The 21,731-nt window shown below is 58.1% G+C and carries 20 protein-coding genes; 8 read left to right on the forward strand and 12 right to left on the reverse strand.

What is annotated here, in order from left to right:
- Window positions 1-14 precede the first annotated feature (14 nt).
- The 5 genes from ABJO75_RS18395 to ABJO75_RS18415 form a co-directional block, all read right to left on the reverse strand.
- Window positions 15-1,109, reverse strand: a complete 1,095-nt coding sequence (locus ABJO75_RS18395) for a mandelate racemase/muconate lactonizing enzyme family protein (RefSeq protein WP_348133404.1) — start codon at window positions 1,107-1,109, stop codon at window positions 15-17.
- Window positions 1,106-2,107: an ABC transporter permease gene (locus tag ABJO75_RS18400; protein WP_348133401.1), complete on the reverse strand. Its 1,002-nt coding sequence runs from the start codon at window positions 2,105-2,107 to the stop codon at window positions 1,106-1,108. The genes ABJO75_RS18395 and ABJO75_RS18400 overlap by 4 nt, the downstream gene beginning before the upstream one ends.
- Window positions 2,108-2,109: 2 nt before the next feature.
- A complete protein-coding gene (locus tag ABJO75_RS18405) occupies window positions 2,110-3,102 on the reverse strand; it encodes an ABC transporter permease (protein WP_348133398.1) in 993 nt (330 codons plus the stop codon).
- Window positions 3,099-4,622: a sugar ABC transporter ATP-binding protein gene (locus ABJO75_RS18410; RefSeq protein WP_348133395.1), complete on the reverse strand. Its 1,524-nt coding sequence runs from the start codon at window positions 4,620-4,622 to the stop codon at window positions 3,099-3,101. The genes ABJO75_RS18405 and ABJO75_RS18410 overlap by 4 nt, the downstream gene beginning before the upstream one ends.
- Before the next feature lie 81 nt (window positions 4,623-4,703).
- Window positions 4,704-5,678 (reverse strand): ABC transporter substrate-binding protein, encoded by a 975-nt coding sequence (locus ABJO75_RS18415; RefSeq protein WP_348133392.1) that lies wholly within the window; start codon window positions 5,676-5,678, stop codon window positions 4,704-4,706.
- Between the two features lie 419 nt (window positions 5,679-6,097).
- Here ABJO75_RS18415 and ABJO75_RS18420 point away from each other — a divergent pair, with 419 nt between their 5' ends.
- Window positions 6,098-6,805, forward strand: coding sequence for an FCD domain-containing protein (locus tag ABJO75_RS18420; RefSeq protein ID WP_348133963.1), 708 nt, complete (start codon window positions 6,098-6,100; stop codon window positions 6,803-6,805).
- Window positions 6,802-8,424, forward strand: coding sequence for a GMC family oxidoreductase (locus ABJO75_RS18425; protein ID WP_348133389.1), 1,623 nt, complete (start codon window positions 6,802-6,804; stop codon window positions 8,422-8,424). The genes ABJO75_RS18420 and ABJO75_RS18425 overlap by 4 nt, the downstream gene beginning before the upstream one ends.
- 55 nt (window positions 8,425-8,479) lie before the next feature.
- On the opposite strand, the gene ABJO75_RS18430 is transcribed toward ABJO75_RS18425, so the two are convergent.
- The 3 genes from ABJO75_RS18430 to ABJO75_RS18440 are packed head-to-tail and all read right to left on the reverse strand — an operon-like array spanning window position 8,480 to window position 10,535.
- Window positions 8,480-9,277, reverse strand: a complete 798-nt coding sequence (locus ABJO75_RS18430) for a metal ABC transporter permease (protein WP_348133386.1) — start codon at window positions 9,275-9,277, stop codon at window positions 8,480-8,482.
- Window positions 9,277-10,020 (reverse strand): metal ABC transporter ATP-binding protein, encoded by a 744-nt coding sequence (locus ABJO75_RS18435; protein ID WP_348133383.1) that lies wholly within the window; start codon window positions 10,018-10,020, stop codon window positions 9,277-9,279. Before ABJO75_RS18435 ends, ABJO75_RS18430 begins: the two co-directional genes overlap by 1 nt.
- The gene (locus ABJO75_RS18440; protein WP_348133380.1) at window positions 10,017-10,535 is read right to left on the reverse strand and encodes a transcriptional repressor; all 519 of its coding nucleotides are present in this window, start codon (window positions 10,533-10,535) and stop codon (window positions 10,017-10,019) included. The genes ABJO75_RS18435 and ABJO75_RS18440 overlap by 4 nt, the downstream gene beginning before the upstream one ends.
- 56 nt (window positions 10,536-10,591) lie before the next feature.
- Here ABJO75_RS18440 and ABJO75_RS18445 point away from each other — a divergent pair, with 56 nt between their 5' ends.
- Window positions 10,592-11,608, forward strand: a complete 1,017-nt coding sequence (locus ABJO75_RS18445; RefSeq protein ID WP_348133377.1) for a zinc ABC transporter substrate-binding protein — start codon at window positions 10,592-10,594, stop codon at window positions 11,606-11,608.
- Window positions 11,609-11,917: 309 nt separating this feature from the next.
- On the opposite strand, the gene ABJO75_RS18450 is transcribed toward ABJO75_RS18445, so the two are convergent.
- The 3 genes from ABJO75_RS18450 to ABJO75_RS18460 all read right to left on the reverse strand — a co-directional run bounded on the left by ABJO75_RS18450 (window position 11,918) and on the right by ABJO75_RS18460 (window position 14,911).
- Window positions 11,918-12,718 (reverse strand): ATP-binding cassette domain-containing protein, encoded by an 801-nt coding sequence (locus ABJO75_RS18450; RefSeq protein WP_348133374.1) that lies wholly within the window; start codon window positions 12,716-12,718, stop codon window positions 11,918-11,920.
- Window positions 12,694-13,776, reverse strand: coding sequence for an ABC transporter permease (locus ABJO75_RS18455; RefSeq protein WP_348133371.1), 1,083 nt, complete (start codon window positions 13,774-13,776; stop codon window positions 12,694-12,696). Before ABJO75_RS18455 ends, ABJO75_RS18450 begins: the two co-directional genes overlap by 25 nt.
- A gap of 115 nt (window positions 13,777-13,891) precedes the next feature.
- Window positions 13,892-14,911 (reverse strand): substrate-binding domain-containing protein, encoded by a 1,020-nt coding sequence (locus ABJO75_RS18460; RefSeq protein WP_348133368.1) that lies wholly within the window; start codon window positions 14,909-14,911, stop codon window positions 13,892-13,894.
- 182 nt (window positions 14,912-15,093) lie between these two features.
- Here ABJO75_RS18460 and ABJO75_RS18465 point away from each other — a divergent pair, with 182 nt between their 5' ends.
- A complete protein-coding gene (locus tag ABJO75_RS18465; protein WP_348133365.1) occupies window positions 15,094-16,305 on the forward strand; it encodes an ROK family transcriptional regulator in 1,212 nt (403 codons plus the stop codon).
- A gap of 101 nt (window positions 16,306-16,406) precedes the next feature.
- On the opposite strand, the gene ABJO75_RS18470 is transcribed toward ABJO75_RS18465, so the two are convergent.
- A complete protein-coding gene (locus ABJO75_RS18470) occupies window positions 16,407-18,191 on the reverse strand; it encodes a hypothetical protein (protein WP_348133363.1) in 1,785 nt (594 codons plus the stop codon).
- A gap of 248 nt (window positions 18,192-18,439) precedes the next feature.
- Between ABJO75_RS18470 and ABJO75_RS18475 the strand changes: the two genes are divergently transcribed.
- From ABJO75_RS18475 to ABJO75_RS18490, 4 genes are all read left to right on the forward strand, one after another.
- Window positions 18,440-18,670: a hypothetical protein gene (locus ABJO75_RS18475; protein WP_348133360.1), complete on the forward strand. Its 231-nt coding sequence runs from the start codon at window positions 18,440-18,442 to the stop codon at window positions 18,668-18,670.
- A 53-nt stretch (window positions 18,671-18,723) separates the two neighbouring features.
- Window positions 18,724-20,391: an arylsulfatase gene (locus ABJO75_RS18480; protein ID WP_348133357.1), complete on the forward strand. Its 1,668-nt coding sequence runs from the start codon at window positions 18,724-18,726 to the stop codon at window positions 20,389-20,391.
- A gap of 83 nt (window positions 20,392-20,474) precedes the next feature.
- Window positions 20,475-21,455: an HAD family hydrolase gene (locus ABJO75_RS18485; RefSeq protein WP_348133355.1), complete on the forward strand. Its 981-nt coding sequence runs from the start codon at window positions 20,475-20,477 to the stop codon at window positions 21,453-21,455.
- A gap of 142 nt (window positions 21,456-21,597) precedes the next feature.
- The coding region (locus tag ABJO75_RS18490; RefSeq protein ID WP_348133961.1) for a tyrosine-type recombinase/integrase at window positions 21,598-21,731 on the forward strand (134 nt) is incomplete at its 3' end.

Here is a 21,731-nt window from a genome sequence, read left to right on the forward strand (position 1 = left end):
GTCTGTTTCCGTTGTTAAGTCAGGAGATTTGCGGATTCGAGTTTTCGCCAGTCAAAGGTCACGCCGGTACCGGGAATATCAGGTGCCACGGCCTTGGAATCCCTGACCACGAGTGGCCGGGTGGTATAGGTGTCGATCGGAAAGGAATGGACTTCGATCCACCCGGGGTTGGGCCGCCCCGAGACCAGGCTGACATGCAGTTCCTGCATGCCATGACTGCAGATCGGAATGCCATGCTCCAACGTTTTCTTGGCAACTTGCAGAAAGCCGGTGATGCCCCCGCAATTGGACGCGTCCGGCTGGATAAAGCTCAGTTTGGCCTGCTCGAATGCGTATTCGAATTCATGGATCGTATGCAGGTTTTCACCCATGGCAAGCGGGATGCCGGTTGCATCCGCGATACGGGCATAACCTACATAGTCGTCGGGTATCGTAGGTTCCTCGAACCAGAGCAGATCAAAGGGCACAAAGGCCTTGGCCGCTGCAATCGCCTGATCCACGGTCATCGAATAATTGGCATCGACCATGAATGCGATATCCGGACCGATCAAATCACGAACGGCGCCGATGCGGGCGAGGTCTTCGGCAAGCGTGGGTTGCCCGATCTTGATCTTTACCCCGTTAAAGCCACGGTCAAGGTATCCCTGCACCGAGGCGAGCAGCTTTGGCAGATCAAAGCCCAGATCGATGCCGCCGCAATAGGCGTTGCAGGTTTGACCATTTCCGCCCGCCATTTGCCACAACGGCTGATCCGTGCGTTTACCGCGCAGATCCCATAGCGCGATATCAACCGCCGAGATCGCAAAAGACGCAATGCCGCCGCGCGCCACATAGTGCACGTGCCACTGCATCGCATCATAGAGCGCCTCGACATCGTCGGCCTGTTGTCCGGTGAGGAATGGCACCAGATCATGATCGAGCATCGCCTTGATGGCATGGCCACCCTTGCCGCCGGTATAGGTGTACCCGGTTCCCTCGCTGCCATCGTCCAATTGAACGGTCGCCGTGACAAGTTCAAAAAAGTGATGATCCCCATGCTTGGCGTCCACCAGAACTTCGGCCAGAGGGATATGAAACAAGCGGGTCTTGATGGATTTGATAACGCTCATGACGAGGGCTCCCGGGTTCTGCGTCCAGACATTACCTTGGCCTGAAACAGGATAACGACAAACAGAAAACCGCCCCGGATCACCATCTGCCAATAGGCACTAAAGCTGATGGTGCCGCGTCCGTTTTCGAAATTGAGGATATTGAACACCAACCCCAGAAGAAGCGCACCAGCCACGGTGGCCGGCACCGAGCCAAGCCCGCCGGTCAGCAACGTACCGCCAACGACAACCGATGCGATGGCCGAAAGCTCCCACCCGATCCCTTCAAGCGGTTGGCCCGCGCCAAATCCCGACGCCAGAATGACCCCGGCGAGGCCTGCGCAGCCGCCGGATATGAGATAGACAAAAGCCGTTGCGCGGTTGACCTTGAGCCCCATCAGGGTCGAAGCGTCGGCGCTGCCACCAATCGCAAGAACCGTGCGCCCGATCGACGTTTTTTCCAGCACGATCCAAAGGCCGATGACGACCACGCCGACGACAACAATGGACCACGGCAGAATATCCAGGGCCTTCTCCATCCCCATCTTGGTGAAATTCGATCCCCAGTCGACCGCAATGGTCTGTGCACCGGATATCACCAGCGCGCCTCCTTTAGCGCCCAGCATGGTACCCAGCGTTGCGATGAACGGCGGGATGCGTAGCAAAATGATACTGATGGCGTTGATCACACCAAAACCGACACCCGCCAGAACCGCCGCAGGCAAAGCGACTTCGATCCCATAAGGCGAAAGATAGGCGGCGATGACCGATGTAAACGCCGCGACAGAGCCAACGGACAGGTCAATTCCACCGGTCATGATGACAAAGCACATGCCCACGGAAATCACGATGAACATCGAGTTGTAGTTCAGGAAGGACGTGATGTTGTAAGCCCCTCCAAAGTTGTCATAGCGCAAGACGCCGAACAGGATCAGCCCGACAAGCGCGATCCAGACAGCGGTGGATTGCGGATTGCGCGATATGTAATGGCGCAGGTCAAATGCGTCCGCATCGAGCATGATTATTCCTTCCGCGATTGCTGGACGTAAACAGCCGCCAGAATGATGATGGCCTTGGCGATAAGGGCGACTTCATCTTCGACACCGTTGGCAAGCAGCGTGTATTTGACCAACTGGATGATGACCGCGCCGAGAATGGCGCCGAAAATCGGAGCCCGCCCACCTTGCAGCAGCGCTCCGCCGACAACCGCCGCCGCGATTGCGTCAAGCTCCATTAGGTTACCGTTACGGGCGGCATCCGAGGCCGAATTGATCGCAACAACAATCAGCCCGGCCAGACCTGCAAGCACACCGCAAATCATATAGACGCCGATCTTGACGCGCTTGACCGGACCGCCTGACAGTTCCGCCGCGCGTTCATTGCCTCCGATGGCCAGAACATAACGCCCGAACGTCGTGCGGGTCATGACCAGATAAAGGATGCAGGCGATGGCAATGGCCAGCCACCCCTGAAACGGCAACCCAAGTATCTTGCCGGTCCCGAGATAACTGAAAGCGGGGTTGGAGAATGTTTGCAGGTTTCCATTGGTCAAAACCTGCGCGATACCGCGACCGGAAATGAACAGGATGAGGGTGGCGATGATCGGCTGAACCTTCAACGTCGCGATCATCACGCCGTTGAACAGCCCGCATGCGAGCGCCGCAATGAGCGGCACGACAATCGCCGCGGCGATCCCCAGAGACGGGTAACGCTGCCCGAATTCCGACATGAAGATCAAGGGAGCAAGCGCCCCGGCCAAGGCCATGATCGCCCCGACAGACAGGTCGATCCCTGCTGTCGCAATGACCAGCGTCATCCCCATTGCGACAATCGCAATCGTCGCCACCTGGCTGATGTTCACGAACAGTGTCTGCAGTTGCAGAAAGTTCGGTGTCACCAGGATATTGAAGGCCAGCAACACGACAAGGGCGACGATCCCACCGTTGCGACGCAGGAACCGCCCCAACGCAAACGGCTTTCTGACGGGTTGGAGTTCTGTGTCCTGCGTGCTCATGCCGCCGCCCCTTCGGTATGGGCAAGTGCGCGAACAAGTGCGTCCTCGGTGATGCCGGGGTTGGTCAGTTCGGTTACGATGCGGCCTTCGTTCAAGACAATTATCCGGTCCGCGCCTTCGACGATCTCTTCGAATTCGGAACTGATCAGAACCACCCCGACCCCTTTTGCGACGCTGTCACGGATGATGGCCTGAATCTCGCGCTTGGCCCCAACATCCACGCCGCGCGTCGGCTCATCAAGGATCAACAGATCGGGCTCAATCGCCAACCACCGGGCAAGCAGAACCTTTTGCTGGTTGCCACCCGACAGTTCGCGAATGGGTTGCTCCATGCTGGCGGTCTTGATGCCAAGCGCCTTGATGTAAGATGTGACCAATTCGCGTTCGCGAGCACAATCAATCTGTCCGTTCTTGGTAAGCTTGGGCAACAAAGCCAGTGTCAGATTTTCTCGCACCGACATGTCTGGAATGATGCCTTCGGCTTTGCGATCCTCGGTGAGGTAACCGAAACCAGCGTTGATTGCAGAAGCAGGATTATCCGGCCCGGCGCCTTTGCCCTTGACCGAAATCGCCCCACTGGTCAGCCGATCGACCCCAAAAATCGCTCTTGCCGCCTCGGTCCGTCCCGCGCCAAGCAGGCCGCCAAGGCCGACAATCTCTCCACGATGGAGCGTCATGTCAAAATCAGTGAGCCGAGGTCCGGTCGAAACACCTTTTGCCGTCAGAAGAATCTCGCCCTTTTTGCCTGTGCCGCCGCCTCCGAATTCGGTCATTCCGGCCTGCTCTATATCCTTTGCATCACGCCCAAGCATGCCTGCAATCAGTTCGAGCTTAGTGGTTCCGGTAATGTCGCGACAATCGACAGTGCGCCCGTCGCGCATGGTCGTGACCCGGTCACAGATCTCGAAAAGCTCGTCGAGGAAATGCGAGACATACAGAACCGAAACCCCGGCATCGCGCAGGCTGCGAACGACCCCGAACAGGACCTCGATTTCGGACGAATCCAGCGACGATGTCGGTTCATCCATAATCACCAGTCGCGCGTCGAGCGATACTGCGCGCGCAATCGCGACTAGCTGCTGAATCGCGGTCGAATAGCTGCCCAGTGGCGCGCGCACGTCTATATTGATCCCGAACCGCGCAAGAATTTTGCGCGTGCGGCGATGCGCTTCTTTCCAGTTGATGAGAATACCAAACCTTTTGGGTTCGTACCCAAGAACCACGTTTTCAGTCACCGAACGGAGGGGGACGAGATTAAGCTCCTGATAGATCGTCGCGATCCCCGCAGCCTGCGCCTCGCGCGGGTTGGAGATCTCGCTTTGCGCCCCGTTGAACAAAACGATCCCGCCATCTCGTCGATAAACCCCGGTTAGGATCTTGATCAGTGTCGATTTGCCAGCGCCGTTTTGTCCAATCAGCGCATGGACTTCGCCCGGAGCAACGGACAGCGACGCTTGCGACAGGGCGCTGACAGCTGCAAACGCCTTGTCGATCCCCGTCATCGATAGAAGCTCTGTCATATTGAGACCCTTGGACATGAGAACGCCTGGTCTGGAAGGGGCGCGAACACGTCGTCACGCCCCCGCCGGATTACCAAAGCCTCAATACGCTTCGTCGATGTGATCAGCCGCATTGTCCTGCGTGAAAATGCGATCCTGAACCTGCACCCAATGCTCGATCTCTTCGCCGTTGGCATAGCGGTTCATCACTTCGCAAGCGAGGGGCCCGAAGAACGGCGAGCTTTCCACGGTAACACCCATTTTGCCGTCGATGATGGCCTGCAAGGCATCCCGCGTGCCGTCGATGGATACGACCATCACGTCTTCACCCGGTTTGCGACCGGCCAGTTCGAGCGCCTGAATGGCACCGATCGCCATTTCGTCGTTATGAGCATAAACGATGTTGACGTCCGGGTGCGCCTGCAGCAGCGTTTCCATGACCTGACGACCAAGATCGCGGGCAAAATCGCCGGTTTGGGAGGCGACGATTTCAAACCGATCATCGGCGGCAATCGCATCGTCGAACCCCTTCTTGCGGTCATTGGCGGGCGACGAACCAGTTGTTCCCTCAAGCTGTACGATCACGCCCTTTTCGCCGTCGAAATTCTCGATGGTCCATTCGGCGACGCGGCGGCCCTGATCAATAAAGTCCGATCCAAGGAACGCGACAAAATCCTCGCCCGGCTTGGCGGCGGCAGGATCAACCGAACGATCAACAAGGAACGTCGGAATGCCCGCCGCTCGGGCTTTCTTGACGGCAGGGATCAGCGGCTTTTCTTCGCGTGGCGGCAGAAAGAGAACATCGATGCCCTGCGCGATCATGCTGTCCACGTCCGCAACCTGTTTCGCAGCCGAACCCGCGGCATCGGTGGCGATCAGGTTCCAGTTGCACGCTTCGGCGGTGTCGTGAAATGACTTGGTTTCCGCAATGCGCCACGGGTTGTTTGATTCCATCTGCGAGAATCCAACCGTGTAGCGATCTTTCTTCTCAAGAGGCGGCAGGGATTGTGCGGACACAATCGAAGACGCGCCAAGCCCCAATGCCGTCGCCGCCATAAGCAATACTTTACGGTTCATGAATTTTTCCTCCACTGGTGTGCGCCGCTTTTTCTGGCGCGATTGTTTGGGGCCTGCCCCCGGTTCACGTAAATCGTCAGCCTGCCAAGACATCCATCACAGCCCTCCCCCGCCTCCGTTGCCGAAGCGCGCCCTGTCCGACACCGTGCTGAACGATTCCGCGCATTCCGCCACGCCACTGAGAGTGCGATTTCCTGTCAGCAATCTGAGAATCAACTATCTCCCTTTAATTTTGGTATGACCAAACTTAGGAGTAGTTATTGCTTTGGTAGATAATATGTCAACGCATTCGTGAAAAAACTTGCAAATCCGCAATTTCACTGCTGAACTTTAGCGAAGATTTGTGTATCACGGCGTTGGGTCGTGACTTTGGTCCGATCAAATTATCGAATGCCGTGAAAGGTGCGCAGGCCGTGAAGATGGATTCAGACAATCACCCACGCGCAGCCGATGTCATCGTCGCGGCGATTGCCGCGCGGATTGCATCCGGAGAGCTGCCCGACAAGCACCCGCTGCCTGCCGAGCGGGACCTTATGGAGGAATTCGGCGCCAGCCGCACCGTTATCCGTGAGGCGATTTCGGCGCTCTCCAATCGTGGTCTCGTCGAGAGCAGGCCACGATACCGCCCTATCGTGCGCAAACCCGATTATGAAACCGTGCTGCACGCCACGGGCGACGTTGTGCGCCATCTCCTTGCGGATTCCGGTGGCGTCCGAAATCTCTATCGGAGCCGCATTTTCATCGAACGCGCGCTGGTCAGAGAGGCGGCGACAGCCGCGCAAAAGCCAGAGATCGAGCTGCTCAGAGAAGCGTTGCGGCTGAACGAGTTGGCGATACCTGACTCCAATGAATTCTATCGGACCGACATACAGTTTCATGGCGTCCTGTACCGGATGCCAAAGAACCCGATCTTTCCTGCCGTTCATCAGGGATACACCTCTTGGCTGGCACCCCACTGGGAAAAGATGTTGCGCTCGCCCGAACGCAACCAGGTCAATTACCGCGCTCATAGATCCATTTTTGACGCCATCATTGATCGCGACCCCGAAGCCGCCGACGAGGCGCTCACAAACCATCTCAACGCAGCTTGGGAATATGTGCGCGTGACCTTTGAACTGGATGAATGAGCGTGGAAGAATTTGATCATGTCGTTGTCGGCGGCGGCTCGGCGGGTTGCGTTGCTGCCGCGAGGCTGAGTGCCGCTGGAACATCCCGCGTGCTGTTGCTTGAGGCGGGGTATTCCAATCGCCACCCGTTGCTCGATATGCCTCCGGGTATTTTCAAGATGATCAATGGCTCAAAATTCATGCGTTATCATCGCACGACGCCTCAGACGCATCTGGACGGGCGGGTACACGAGATCCCCCAAGGCCATGTATTGGGCGGAGGTTCGTCGGTAAATGCACAGGTCTACATGCGCGGGCGGCCCGCTGACTATGACGCGTGGCAGGACATACTGCGCGGCAACAACGACAATCCCGGCTGGGGCTGGAAAGACGTGCTTCCACATTTCACCGGGATGGAAGGCAACAACCGCCTCGCGAATGAACTGCATGGCTCGGACGGGCCGGTTCAAGTGTCGGACCCGGGCCATATCGACGAATTTTCGCGTTGGTTCGTGCAGGCCGTGCAAACATTGGGCGAGCCCTATAACCCCGACTTTAACGGGCCTGTTCAGCGGGGCACCGGCTTCTATCAGTTTACCAACCGATACGGAAAACGAAGCTCGGCGGCCTATGCCTTTGTCACACCACAGGAAGACAATCCCAATCTTGTCGTCAGGCTCCAATCCGAAGTGGAAAAGGTGCTGGTCGAAGATGGCCGCGCAAGCGGCGTGATCTATCGCGATGCCACCGGCACACATGAAATCCGCGTGTCGGGCGAGGTCATTCTTGCGGCGGGCGCTTTGGTCACTCCAAAGATACTGATGCTGTCAGGTATCGGACCAGCCGATCACCTCGCCGAATTTGACGTACCGGTTGAGGTCGATCTGCCCGGCGTCGGCCAGAACCTGATCGATCACCCCGAAGTTCCAATCACCGCGATAGCAAATGGCCCCTACGGCTACTACAAGCAGGGCGAAGGCTGGCGAATGTTACGAAACGGCCTTCAGTTCAAGGTTTTCGGCTCTGGTCCCGTGACCTCGGCTGGCGTCGAAGCCGGTGCTTTCGTCAATCCCACCGATCCCAATGCCCCGCCGACTATTCAGGCATTCTGCGTTCCGATTGTGTATCTCGACAGAGACGCCTTGGATGCGCTGCAGGATGACTACGGTGTCACGATCACCACCGTTGTCGTCAAACCCAAATCGCGCGGAGAAGTACGATTAGCGTCGTCAGATCCGGCTGCGATGCCTCTGGTCTCACCAAACCTGCTGAAGCATCCTGACGATATGGCCGCCATGATTGATGGCCAAAGGTTCTTTCTGGACGTCATGGCGGCCGGCCCCTTGGCAAAGCGCATCGCAAAGGTCGCGATCCCCGATCCATCGGATCGATCCGATGCTGCCCTAAGGGCCCATTGCAAGCGGTTCGTGAAGACCAATTACCACCCTGCCGGAACCGCCCGCATGGGGGCGGACGGAGATGCGGGCGCGGTGCTTGATGCCTATATGAAGGTGCGCGGCATTGATGCCCTGCGTGTTTGCGACATGTCGGCCGTTCCGGACATCAATGCCGGAAACACCAATGCCCCGGCAATGATGTTGGGCGACCGATGCGCGGAATTCGTATTGGCGCAGCGCTAAGCGACTTTGCTTGCGGGCATGTTGGCGCGATAGCTTTCGGTCAGCTCAGATCGTCTCAGGCACCGTTTTGACTGCGCCAGCCCAAGAGGTTCAGCCCGGCAAAAAGAAGAGCCGCGACACAAACGATGGACGGCCCTGCAGGCGTATCGAAAATATAGGCGCCTCGCAGACCAGCGACCGCAGAAATCGCTCCGATCGCCGCCGCGATCCCCGCCATCGCCTCGGGCGTGCGGGCAAGGCCACGGGCTGCGGCGGCGGGAATGATCAGCATCGCCGCGATGAGAAGCACGCCGACCACCTTGATTGCAACGGCAACAGTGATCGCCAGCGACAGGGTGAGGATCAGCTGTTCGCGCTTCGGATCAAGCCCGCTCGCATAGGCCAACTCTTCGTTCAATGTCGACGTCAGCAGAGCTGACCATCGCCAGACAATCAGCGCGACCACCAGGGCAGCTCCGGCCCAGATCACCATCAAATCGGTACGCGACACGGCAAGAATGTCGCCGAACAGATAGGCCATAAGATCGATCCGAACGCCCGAAAGGAACGAAACCGCAACCAGTCCAAAGGCGAGCGAGGAATGGGCAAGCACCCCCAACAACGTATCCATCGCATATCCGCGCCCGGCCAGATGTGTCACCGCCAAGGCCATGATCAGAGCGACAATCGTAGCACCCGCAAAGACGGAAATCTGGAGCGCAAGCGCCAATGCGATCCCCAAGATGGCCGCATGCGCCGTCGCGTCCCCGAAATAGGCCATCCGCCGCCAAACCACAAAGCACCCCAGAGGCGCGGCGGCAAAGGCCACGCCAACCCCGGCAAGCGTGGCACGGGTCATGAAATCGTCAAGCATTACTCTGCCGCCTTGTGGCTATGGTCGTGGTGATGATCGTGATCGTGGTCATGATCGTGTCGATAGAGCGCAAGGGCACCCCCGGTACCTGTCCCAAACAGCGCCCGGTATTCTGGCGCCGAGGCCACCACCGCCGGAGCCCCCTCGCAACACACATGACCGTTCAGACAAATCACCCGGTCAGAGGCGCTCATCACCACGTGCAACTCATGGCTGATCATCAAGACGGCGCATCCGGTGTCGCGCCGAACGTCTTCGATCTGTCGGTAGAACGCGGCCGAACCGGGTTGGTCCAACCCTTGCGTTGCCTCATCCAGCAACAGAACGTCCGGGTGGTTAATCAGGGCTCGCGCCAGCAGAACCCGTTGAAACTGTCCCCCGGACAGCTGCGACATTTGCCGATGCAGCAGATCTGGCACGCCTGCAGCCTCCAGTGCCGACCGGCAAGCCTCGCGTGGCACCCGATCAGTCAGCCGCATAAAGCGCTCAACCGTGATGGGCAGAGTCGGGTCGATATGAAGCTTTTGCGGCACATATCCAATCTTCAGGCCGGGCTTCAGAGTGATCGTTCCGCTGGTGGGTTCGCTCGCGCCGATGATGGCCCGCAAAAGGCTAGTCTTGCCGGAGCCGTTAGGGCCTACGATGGTCACGATCTCACCCGGCTCAAGCACCAGCGCCACGTTGTGCAACACTGTGTGGGCGCCGTAGGCGACGCTGAGGTTCTTCACTGAAATCAGGCTCATGCGTTGGCCTTGTCCGCACAGGAGGGGCAGACCCCTTCCGCTTCCACCACCGTCTTCTCGATATGAAATCCAGCGGCGCGCGCCGCAGTGCCGAGCGCACCTTTCGCCGGCATAGACTGGGCTTCGGCGACAGCATCGCAAAGGCGACAAATCATGAAGGCCGGTGAATGGGTTTCTCCGGGATGAGAGCAGGCCACGAATGCATTCAAGCGCTCGATCTTGTGGACAAAGCCATGTTCCGCCAAAAAATCGAGAGCACGATAGGCAACGGGCGGCTGCGAACCAAACCCTTCGTCCCGCAAGAGATCGAGGATCGCATAAGCGCCAAGTGCGCGATGTTCCTGCAAGAGGAACTCTAGAACCTTCCGGCGAACAGGCGTCAGGCGCAGTCCTTCTGCGGCGCAACGGGCTTCGACGGCGGCCAGCCCTTCTGCGACGCACGCATCGTGGTCGTGCTTTTCGAACCCGATCAAAGATGCGGTTTCAGCAGATATGCCATCAGCCTTGCTTGTCATGTTATTCCATATCATATATGCGGCTCGTCATGTTATAAAATCACATGAAGGTTCCAATGTCCAGAAAGCTTGCTTCACTCTCCGTTGTGGCCACACTGATGGCCGGAACGACCATGGCAGACGTGCCGAACGTGGTTGCCGATATTGCGCCGGTGCATTCGCTTGTGGCCCGTGTCATGGACGGGGTCGGTACGCCAGACCTGATCCTGCCCCCCGGTGCGTCGCCTCATGAATACAGCCTGCGCCCCTCAGAAGCTGCGGCACTGCAAAACGCGGATATCGTAGTCTGGATGGGTGCAGATCTCGCGCCGTGGATGGAAGATGCGGTTGAAACGCTGGCTGGAAATGCCGGGCACCTCACTCTGCTAGAGGCAGAAGGCACGAATTTTCTCGAATTGCGTGAAGGAGCCTTGTTCGAAGAACACGATCATGGTCACGAGGATCACGGACACGAACATGCCGAAGACGAGGGCGATCACGAAGGTGAACATGATCATGCGGAGCACGACCACGAGGGCCACGACGATCACGAAGACCACGCGCATCACGATCACGGCCATGGTGCGCATGACGCACATGCCTGGCTCTCACCTACAAATGCGGCGGTCTGGCTCAACCTGATTGCGGCCGAACTGTCGTCTGCAGACCCCGACAATGCGGGCACCTATTTCGCCAATGCGGCAGCGGCGCGTGAAGAGTTGGCCGCACTGACTGCCGAAGTAAACACAATCCTGGAACCCGTCCGAAATCGCAGCTTCATTACCTTCCATGATGCCTTCCAGTATTTTGAAACGGATTTTGATTTCCCCGCGTCAGGGGCCATCTCGCTCAGTGACGCAGCGGACCCAAGCCCGGCGCGGATCGCGGAAATTCAGGACCGTGTTCAGAACGAAGGCATTGATTGCGTGCTGGCCGAGCCTCAGTTCAATCAAGGCCTTGTGACCACCGTCCTTGGCGGGACCGAGGCAAACACCGCCGTGATCGACCCAATCGGTGTGGATCTTGAACCCGGCTCGACACTCTACCCGCAACTCATCCGCAACATTGCCACAACATTAGCCGGGTGCCTCTAGACCAACCCGAACATGTCGGTCGACACCAACCCGGTGTCGACCCGCTCTCGGCGAGATGAGCGATTCTCCATCTATCACGGATACATCCGAACAAGGGTGCCCTAGCTGCCCATCTCGCTAAGAGATGGTCGCAGGCATTAAGATCAGCACCTGAGTTTTAGCGGCTTACCCGAAATGACGAGAGCAAAACGCCGTTCTGCGAAGCTCAAGGCGAAGGCAGTCCTAAGGATTTCGCAGGCCAAACCTCCCGTGGCCGCTCCTGTACCGCATCGCGCCGCCGGAAAACTCGGCAGCGCGTTTGATTTAACCTCAAGCGGCGTCCTTCTCGGGCGGTTGTTTCGCGCCGGTCATAAAGGCGACCGCGTCGGACATGGTATAGTCCTTGGGGTCGATGGTGCAGAGCCGCTTGCCCAGTCGGTGGATGTGGATGCGGTCGGCCACTTCGAAGACATGCGGCATGTTGTGGCTGATCAGGATGATCGGAATGCCGCGTGCCCGCACATCCTGAATTAGTTCCAGCACCTTGCGGCTTTCCTTGACTCCCAAGGCCGCCGTCGGTTCATCCATGATAATGAACTTGGTGGCAAAGGCCGCCGCACGCGCTACTGCGACGCCCTGGCGCTGACCGCCCGAGAGCGTTTCGACCGGCTGCTTGATCGACTGCACCGTCATCAGCCCCAGTTCGGTCAGCTTGTCGCGGGCGAACTTCTCCATCGCCGCATTGTCGAGCATGCGCAGGTACTTGCCCTGCCAGCCTTCCTTGCGAATCTCGCGACCGGTGAACATGTTGTCGGAAATCGACAGCGCCGGAGACAGGGCGAGGTTCTGATAGACAATCTCGATCCCCATGTCGCGCGCCTCGATGGGCGAGGTGAAGTGGACAGGCTTGCCCTCGATCAGGATTTCGCCTTCGTCGGGGATGGTGGCACCGCAGATCGCCTTGACGATCGAGGATTTGCCAGCGCCGTTGTCGCCGATGACTGCCAGAACCTCGCCAGGGCGGAGCTCAAAGTCGGAGTGGTCGATCGCGGTGACGTGGCCATAGCGCTTCACGATACCGCGGGCTTGTACAACTGGCTGTTCCATTATGCCGAAACCCTTCTGATCCATTGGTCGATAGCGACTGCGATGATGATGAGCCAACCGATGGCAAACACCTGCCAGAGCACGTCAACGCCCGACAGACGCAGACCCGAGCGGAAGACCCCTACGATGAGCGCGCCAAAGAGAGCACCGAGGATTGAGCCACGTCCACCAAAAAGGGAGATGCCCCCGATGACGACAGCGGTGATCGAATCTAGGTTGCCCTCATAGAACGACTGTGGCGAGATTGACCCGACCCGGCCGATGGAGGCCCAGCCCGCCAGTGCGCAGATAAAGCCCGAGAGCCCGTAGACCGACAAAAGCGTGCGGTCGGTGCGGATACCCGAAAGGTCAGCGGCTTCTTTGTCGTCGCCGATCGCATAGACGTGCCGACCCCATGCGGTCTTGTTCAGCATGTACCAGAGCGCGACAAAGACCACGATCATCAGCACCGAGCTGAGCGTGATCCTTGCGCCTGCGATGTCAAACGAGGCGCCAAAGAACTTCAGGAACGGTGCTTCGGCGTCAATGTCCTGGCCGCGGATGGATTGCGCGCCCGAAAGCCAAAGCAGCAGTGCGTAAAAGATCGACCATGTGCCCAGCGTAGTGATGAAGGGTGGTAGCTTGATCCGGGTGATGAACCAGCCATTCATCAGGCCGGCGCCGACACCGCCGAAGAGGCCGATGATGATCGCAAAGAACGACGGCACACCGGCAAACACCGCCAGATTGCCCATAACCACGGACATGAGCACCATGATTGCGGCGACCGAAAGGTCAATGCCGGCGGTCAGGATGATGAGCGACTGCGCGGCGGCAAGGATGCCGATGATCGATACCTGCTGCAGGATCAGGCTAAGGTTGAAGGCCGAGAAGAACTTTCCGCCCGCAACCAGCCCAAAGGCGATCAAGCTGATGAGCAGAACGATCACCGGAACGAGCGTGGGGTTGTTGTGAAGCAGATGCTGAATGCGTTTCAGCATCGTATTGTGCTGTACATCAAAGGCGGCGACCTCGCTGGCGCTACCGTCCAGGACCTGTTCGAAATCCTGGCCTTTCTTCGGGGGTGTGTTTGGTTCAGACATAAGTCTCTCCTGTGCCGACAAGCATAGTTGCGGCGTGCGATTCGGTCAAAATTTGCAATGGGGAGCTAGGGGGTAGCGGGGCATGCAAACGCCCCGCCGGATGGTCAAGCCGGGATCAACCCCAGCACTTTTCCATAGCTTCCTCGGAGGTGATCGACGTGATGCCCTCGACCGGATCGTCCGTCACCAGCTCAACGCCGGTGTTGGTAAAGTCCAACCCTTCGCTGTTTTGCGGTTTTTCGCCCGTTTCGGCAAAGCTCACGATTGCTTCGATGCCCTTGGACGCCATCAACAACGGGAACTGCATTGAGGTCGCACCGATCACGCCGTCGGCCACGTCGCGCACGCCGGGGCAACCGCCGTCGACGGAGACGATGATCACGCCCTCTTCTTTGCCGAAGGATTTCAGCGCTTCATAAGCACCGGCCGCAGCAGGTTCGTTGATCGTGTAGACAAGGTTGATGTCTTGATCCACCTGCAGCAGGTTCTCCATCGCAGTCCGGCCACCGTCGGACGAGCCGTCAGTCACGTCGTTGCCGACGATGCGCGGATCGTCTTCGTCTCCGATGTCGGTCGGATCGCCGATGTCGATGCCAAAGCCCTGAAGAAAGCCGTTGTTGCGCTGATAGTCGACCGAAACTTCCGATGCGTTCAAATCGAGCAAGGCGATCTTGGCGTTTTCGGCATCGTCACCCATCTTGCCGCGGGCCCATTCGCCAATCAATTCACCGGCCTTGAAGTTGTCGGTGGCAAAGGTCGCGTCGGCGGCATCCGCGGGCTCGAACTGGGTGTCGAGCGCGATGACCACAGCGCCGTTTTCGCGCGCCTGGCTGATGGCAGGCACCAGCGCGCGGCTGTCGGTCGGCGTGATCAGAATGCCCTTTGCTCCCGATGCGATGCAGGTTTCGACAGCGGCGACCTGGGTTTCAACATCGCCATCATATTTCCCGGCAAAGCTCGACAGTTCTATGCCTTTTTCCTCAGCCGCCGCCGTCGCGCCTTCTTTCATTTTGACGAAGAACGGGTTGGTGTCTGTCTTGGTGATCAGGCACGCGCTGATCGAATGGGATTCGGCAAGCACCGCTCCTGCTGAAGCGGTCAGGACCAAAGCGGAAATGGTCATAAGTTTCTTCATGGTATCCTCCCAGGATATCAATTCCAGTGTGCTTTTGCGGGCTCCCTCCCGCACAAGTTCTGCAAAGGCTTCCTCTGCAGTCAGGCTGTACAAACACTGATTCCACCCCGCCTGTCAATTTGTTTGTAAACTTTACTTACTAAATGTTCTGCGGTACATTTCCTTTCATGTTGGAGGATTCTATGGTCAGGACCATGGACGGCGTAATCAGAAACGAGACAAGCGCGGGCGTGAACCAAAGCGGCCTGCGAAATCATAACGAACGGCTGATCCTGTCGATCTTGCAGTTCGACCGCGCCGTGCCTGCGGCGGACCTCGCGCGACGCACCGGGCTCTCAAAACCGACGGTGTCCACGATCTTGCGCAAGCTGGAGACCGAAGAGCTGGTGCGCCGCGGCGAACCTGTCCGGGGGAAGATCGGCAAGCCTTCGATCCCGCTGGAGCTGAATCCCGACGGGGTGTTTTCCATCGGTCTGAAGATTGGGCGAAGGAGCGCGGATCTGCTGCTGCTTGATCTGACCGGCGCGGTACGCGCCCAGATCCATGAAACCTATGATTATCCAATGCCTGAAGCCGTGTTTGGCCTGTTGCGCGACGGCATCGACCAGCTTCTGGGGCACATACCCGCCGCTCTGCAGGACCGTGTCTGCGGCATCGGCATCGGCACACCTTTCGAACTTTGGAAATGGCATGACCTCGTCCAAATAGAAGCCGAAAAGTTCCGATCGTGGAAAGATATAGATTTCGAAGCCGAGGTCGGCGCATTCTGTGATCTTCCTGTCTATGTGGTCAACGAATCTACTGCCGCCTGCCACGCCGAACAGCTTTACGGGCGCGGCAACCAGTTCCGCGACTATGCCTATTTCTTCATCGGCTCTTACATCGGCGGCGGCGTCGTCCTGAACGGCACGGTGCTACAGGGCAATATGGGCAATGCCGGTGCCCTGGGCTCCATGCGCAGCACTGGCCCGCTGGGCGAGGCGCAGATGCTGATCGACGTCGCCTCGCTGCATCTGCTCGAGGCGCGGTTGGTCGAGGTTGGCATCGATCCCTCGGTGATATGGCAGTACCCTCAGGATTGGAGCGGTCTTGATCGCTATGTCGAGCCGTGGATCGGGCAGACAGCGCAAGAACTGGCCAAGGCGTCGCTGTCGATCTGCTCGGTCATCGATTTTCAGGCTGTTCTGATAGATGGTGCTTTCCCGCCTTACGTTCGTGACGAACTGGCGGAAAGAACCCGGCGATACCTGGTCAATCAGGACAAGCGCGGATTGATCGAGCCGACGATCGAAGCCGGAAGCATCGGCCGCAACGCCCGTGGCATCGGTGCGGCCAGCACGCCGATCTTCTCGCAATACCTGCTGAATACAAACGCAGGTCTGTCCGGCATCTGAACCGTCAACGCGTTAAAGTGCCCGCGATCAGGCGCGCAGTATTGATGCGGCGGGTCCGAGCTTTGCCTTCGGAATAAACGAAATTTGGAACGCTTGGTGGTTCAGTGATTGATGGTCGCGCCCGGACTATTGCGACCAGAAACAAGATCCTGTGCTTCACGATATTCACTCATCGTTTTCGAGATAATCGCATCACTCGCTCCGTGTCGCCTCATAAAGCCTTCCGGATCCATGGCAATCCTCGGGCGGGTTGCGAGCGCTTCCAACGCCATCGCAGCCTTATCCGTTTGCCCCAACGCCGCCGCGTTGATCGCAACGAGAAACCAAGCGAATTCGGTTCCCTTCGCTGCCGCGATTTCTGCCTCATTGAGCGCGCGTTCGTAGTCACCCTGCATAAAACTCTGGAGCGATGGGAGATGATAATACCAACCTGGCGGATCGACTGTGCGTTGGATCGCCCGCTCCATGAGGGGGCCGCCCTCGTCATAGTTTCCCCGTGCCGACAAGCGCCAGCCAACCTGTGCGAGCGTGTCCGGATCATGCGGGTTCAGATCAAGCGCCATTCGGCCAAACCGCTCCGCATCTTCGTAATTCCCGGCATAGTGATGGATCGAGGACAGCGCCTTCAACGCCAAGGTGTTTTCTGGCGCAAGAGCGTGGGCGTGCTCTGCCGCATCCAGTGCCGCTTTGCTCTCGGCTTCGATCTGCTCTGATGAGACGAACCCGTGGCGTACCGCGTCAAGATGAAGCCATCCGAGCATGGCCCATGCGTCGGCATATTCTGGGTTTTGCGTTACAGATGCCTCAAGACAATGTCGCACAGAGTCGAACTCGGCCTCCGCGAAACTTCGTCGATATGCATAGGCCTGCAGCACGCACAGGTAACTATCAAGGCTCGCCGGGTGCGCACCGCCGCGTGCCCTGATGTCGTTGGTCAGCGGTCCATAGGGCTGCCCAATGACTGCCGCGATTTCGGCCGATACGGTATCGCGCAGGGCCATAATCGCATCTGGCGCGAGTTCCAAATCATAAGAGGCGCCCCAGACCAACTCGTCTGTGTCCCCCGACAAAAGTTGCACGCTGGCCGAAACCTGATCGCTTTCGGTGTGTACGGCACCGTGCACGACGTAGGTCGGTATCCCGTCGTTGCTATAAAACGCCAGCTTATCTTTGAGGTCCCGGGCCGCGAAAGGCGCGAACAGGCGCAGGTTGTCAAAGCCCCGAAGGTTCAGAATAAGCTCTGAACTCAGCCCCAAAGTCAGTGTCCGCGTGGTTTGGGAATCGTCGAGCGCTTCGAACGGCAGAATTGCGACCCGTGGAAGACTGTCTGTCTCAGATGTCGTCAGCGCGCCATTATCGTCGCGCGACCCCAACCAGACCCCGCCAAGGGCGGCGATTAAAACGACGAAACCAACGGCGACAATCGTCAGAATCGGTCGCCTTTCGGACACGCCCGCTGGTGGGGGAGTTGGATCTAGGTCCGCACCATCATCGACGTCCGGTTCCGGAACTGGGTTTCGGGCCTCAAAGTGGGGTCCGTACCCCCCTTTTGGGATGTTTATGCGAACCGGGTCCGCAGCACCCGGTCCGACGTAATAGCTATCGAGATCCTGCCGCAGGCGTCGCGCTTCCAACCGAACAACCGGATCGGTCTTGGAGTCAAAGCTTTCGTCGCGCCCAAAAACAGCGAGCGCGATGGTGAACCCCTTGAGAGCCCGAGCGCGACCGGCCAGAGCCTCTTCAACGACGAACCGAAGAAAGTCACGCCGCCTCTCGCTCCCACCAAAGTTGGGATGCGAAAGAATCCGCTTCAGCTCCAGTCGGATCTCATCATGCGAGGGGTTCGCACCCGCTTGATGATTCGGTGTATCGACTGGGTTTTCCATCTTTTGCGGTGTTTGCCTCACGCCGATTGGCGTTCAAGTTTCAGCCTTTTCTAACGGGCTTATATATCGATCCAGCCTCTGGTTGAAACAGCAAAACGGCACGGGTTGGGCCATGAAAACAGGGGGTACGAACATGTTCGTCACTCCCCCACGCGCGGCTAAACGCCTATGGTTTTAGCAGGCTCTTCACCACACACGATTTGAGATGCGCCAAGGCCAAGGAGCGGCAACTTCAGTGGGAGATCAACATGCAATCCTGGTCGATCTTCGCAAAGCGCTGGCCGGATCACATGCTTGAACTTCAAAAGCGCTGCGCCCTTAACCCGAACTTTTCCCAGATCCTTTCCGACTACGAGGAAGCGTGGACCGCGCTTGATCGATGGCGCGGGGTAGACCCTGCAGATTCGAACAGAATCGCAGATTACGAAAGACTCGTTTGTGAACTCGAGGCAGAGATCGAACAGGGTCTGAACACCTGATTTTCTCCGCTTTGACGGGGAATCGACACCAGACACATCTAGGAGATATACAGATGAAACACACCGGAAACGGACCAATCGGGGCAGGAAGGGCGCTGGCGTTCGGCGTTGCTGCTACGATTTGCAGCCTCGGGGCTTTCGAAGCCCGGGCGCAGGACGAGGCAAAGCCCAACATCCTGCTGATCGTCTCGGACGACACGGGTTGGGGCGACCTTGGGCCATATCTCGGTGGCGAAGCACGCGGCATGCAGACACCACATTTCGACAAGCTGGCGTCCGAAGGCATGTTTTTCACCAACTTTTACGGTCAACCCTCGTGCACCCCTGGCCGCGCCGCAATTCAGACCGGACGTAACCCCAACCGCTCTGGCATGACCACCGTGGCCTTTCAGGGTCAGGGCGGCGGTTTGCCCGAGGCGGAATGGACGATCGCTTCGGTGCTCAAAGAAGCGGGTTACAAAACCTATTTCACCGGCAAGTGGCATTTGGGAGAGTCAGACTATGCGCTGCCCAATGCCCAGGGTTACGACGTGATGAAGAACGCGTTTCTCTATCACCTGAATGCCTACACCTATCCCGATCCGGCCTGGCACAAGAACATGAGCGACGAGTTGCGCGCCGAGTTTGCCAAGATCACCAAGGGATCGCTGTCTGGCAACGCCGGTGAGGAAGCAAAAGAAGACTTCAAGGTGATCGGAGACGCCGACACGCCCGAAGAGGGCAAGGTCGGGATCAAATATCTTGATGCCTATGTCGAAAAGGCCGCGTTTGAGTTCCTCGAAGATGCTGCCAAAGACCCCGACACACCGTTCTTCATCAACGTCAACTTCATGAAGAACCACCAGCCAAACCTACCGCACCCGGATTTTGAGGGCAAATCCATCTCCAAGTCCGATTATGCAGATGCGGTGGTTGAGCTCGATACTCGCGTCGGCAATGTCGTGAACAAGCTCGACGAGCTTGGCTTCAAGGACAACACCGTTGTCTTCTACACCGTCGACAACGGCGCGTGGCAGGATGTCTACCCAGATTCCGGTTACACACCGTTCCGCAGCACCAAGGGCACCGACCGCGAAGGCGGCAGCCGCGTTCCGTCAATGGTCCGCTGGCCCGGTAACGTAGCACCAGGCTCCAAGAGTGACGATATCCTTGGCGGCCTCGACCTCATGGCGACCTTTGCGGCGCTGGCTGGTCAGGATCTTCCCGAGAAAGATCGCGCGGGTGAGCCGATGACCTTTGACAGTCACGACATGACCCCCGTCTGGACGGGCAAAGGCAAATCGGACCGCAACGAATGGTTCTACTTCACCGAGAACGAGCTTACTCCGGGTGCCGTCCGTGTTGGCAACTTCAAATACGTGTTCAATTTGCGCGGCGACAATGGCGCGGCCACCGGTGGCCTTTCGGTCGACACCAACCTTGGATGGAAAGGCGCCGAGAAATACGTTGCAACCGTACCTCAGGTTTTTGACCTGCTGGCCGATCCGCAAGAACGCTACGACATCTTTATGACCACCTTCACCGAAAGCACCTGGGCCATGGTCCCGGCGAATGAATCGATGCAGAAAATCATGAAGACCTATGTCGATTATCCGCCGCGTAAACTGCAAAGCGAGACCTATACCGGTCCTGTCACGCTGAGCGCGTACCAGCGGTTCAAGCACGTTCGCGATGAACTGGCAAAGGATGGTGTCAGCATCGGCATGCCAACCGGCAACTGAAACCAAACATCAACTCGGCGGATCCCACGGGGTCCGCCCTTTCCTGTCCGCTAACTGACCAAAAGCCCAAAGGCGATAACCATATGAAACCTCTTGTCCCCGGCCTTGCCGTTGCTCTTGCCCTGGCCCTTCCCGCACTGGCTGATGACGATCCGCTGCCCTCTTGGAACGACGGCAACACCAAGACGGCGATCATCACCTTCGTCGAGAGCGTAACGTCCGAGGGCAGCGAGACCTACGTCGAAGAAGATGCGCGCATCGCCACCTTCGACAACGACGGAACACTCTGGGTCGAGCAACCGATGTACACCCAGCTCGCCTTTGCCTTCGACCGGGTGAAGGCCATGGCCGACAGCCATCCCGAGTGGAAAAACACTCAGCCGTTTCAGGCTGTCCTTGAGGGCGACATGAAGACGCTTGGCGAGTCTGGCGAAAAGGGACTGCTTGAGATCGTCGCGGCAACCCATTCGGGCATGAGCACCGAAGAGTTTGAACAGATCACCACGCAATGGCTGGCAACCGCGAAGCACCCAAGATTCGACAGGCCTTATACCGAACTGGTCTACCAACCGATGCTGGAACTGATCGACTACCTGCAGGACAACGATTTCGAGACCTTTGTCGTATCCGGCGGCGGCATCGAGTTCATGCGCCCCTGGACCGAGCAGATCTACGACATCCCTCCCCAGCAGGTCGTTGGCTCCTCAATCACAACTGAGTTCAAGATGATCGAGGGCAAACCGGCCCTGATGCGCACCGAAAAGATCGATTTCATTGACGACAAGGCCGGCAAACCAGTGGGCATCAATTCCCACATCGGTCGGCGTCCGCTCGCTGCCTTCGGCAATTCCGATGGCGATTTCGAGATGTTGCAGTACACAACCATCGGCGCCGATGGGCCGCGCCTTGGCGCCTTCGTGCATCACACCGATGGCGTTCGCGAGTATGCCTATGACAGGGACTCGCATTTCGGAAAACTCGACAAGGGTCTCGACGCGGCCAAAGAAAACAACTGGCTTCTGATCGACATGAAGTCCGACTGGAAAACGATTTTCCCGCAATAGGCTGACATTCCCGAGTCGCGCTAGGAAAGCCCATCAAACGCGCGACGCGTCCCCTCCATGGAAATCGCGGAAACGCCGGAACCAAGTTCTCGCTGACTTACAATATCGTGTATCTCGATAACCTGAGATTCATGCCAACGCCATGCGCAAATGGTGCAACGCCGCCAAGCTGCCCGACTGCACGTCCCACGGGTTGCGAAACGCTTGCGCCACACGGTTGGCGAAGGCCGGGGCGTCGGAGCGCGAGATTATGGCTTGGACGGGTCACACATCGCC

Source organism: Sedimentitalea sp. (assembly GCF_039973035.1).
GTDB lineage: Bacteria > Pseudomonadota > Alphaproteobacteria > Rhodobacterales > Rhodobacteraceae > Sedimentitalea.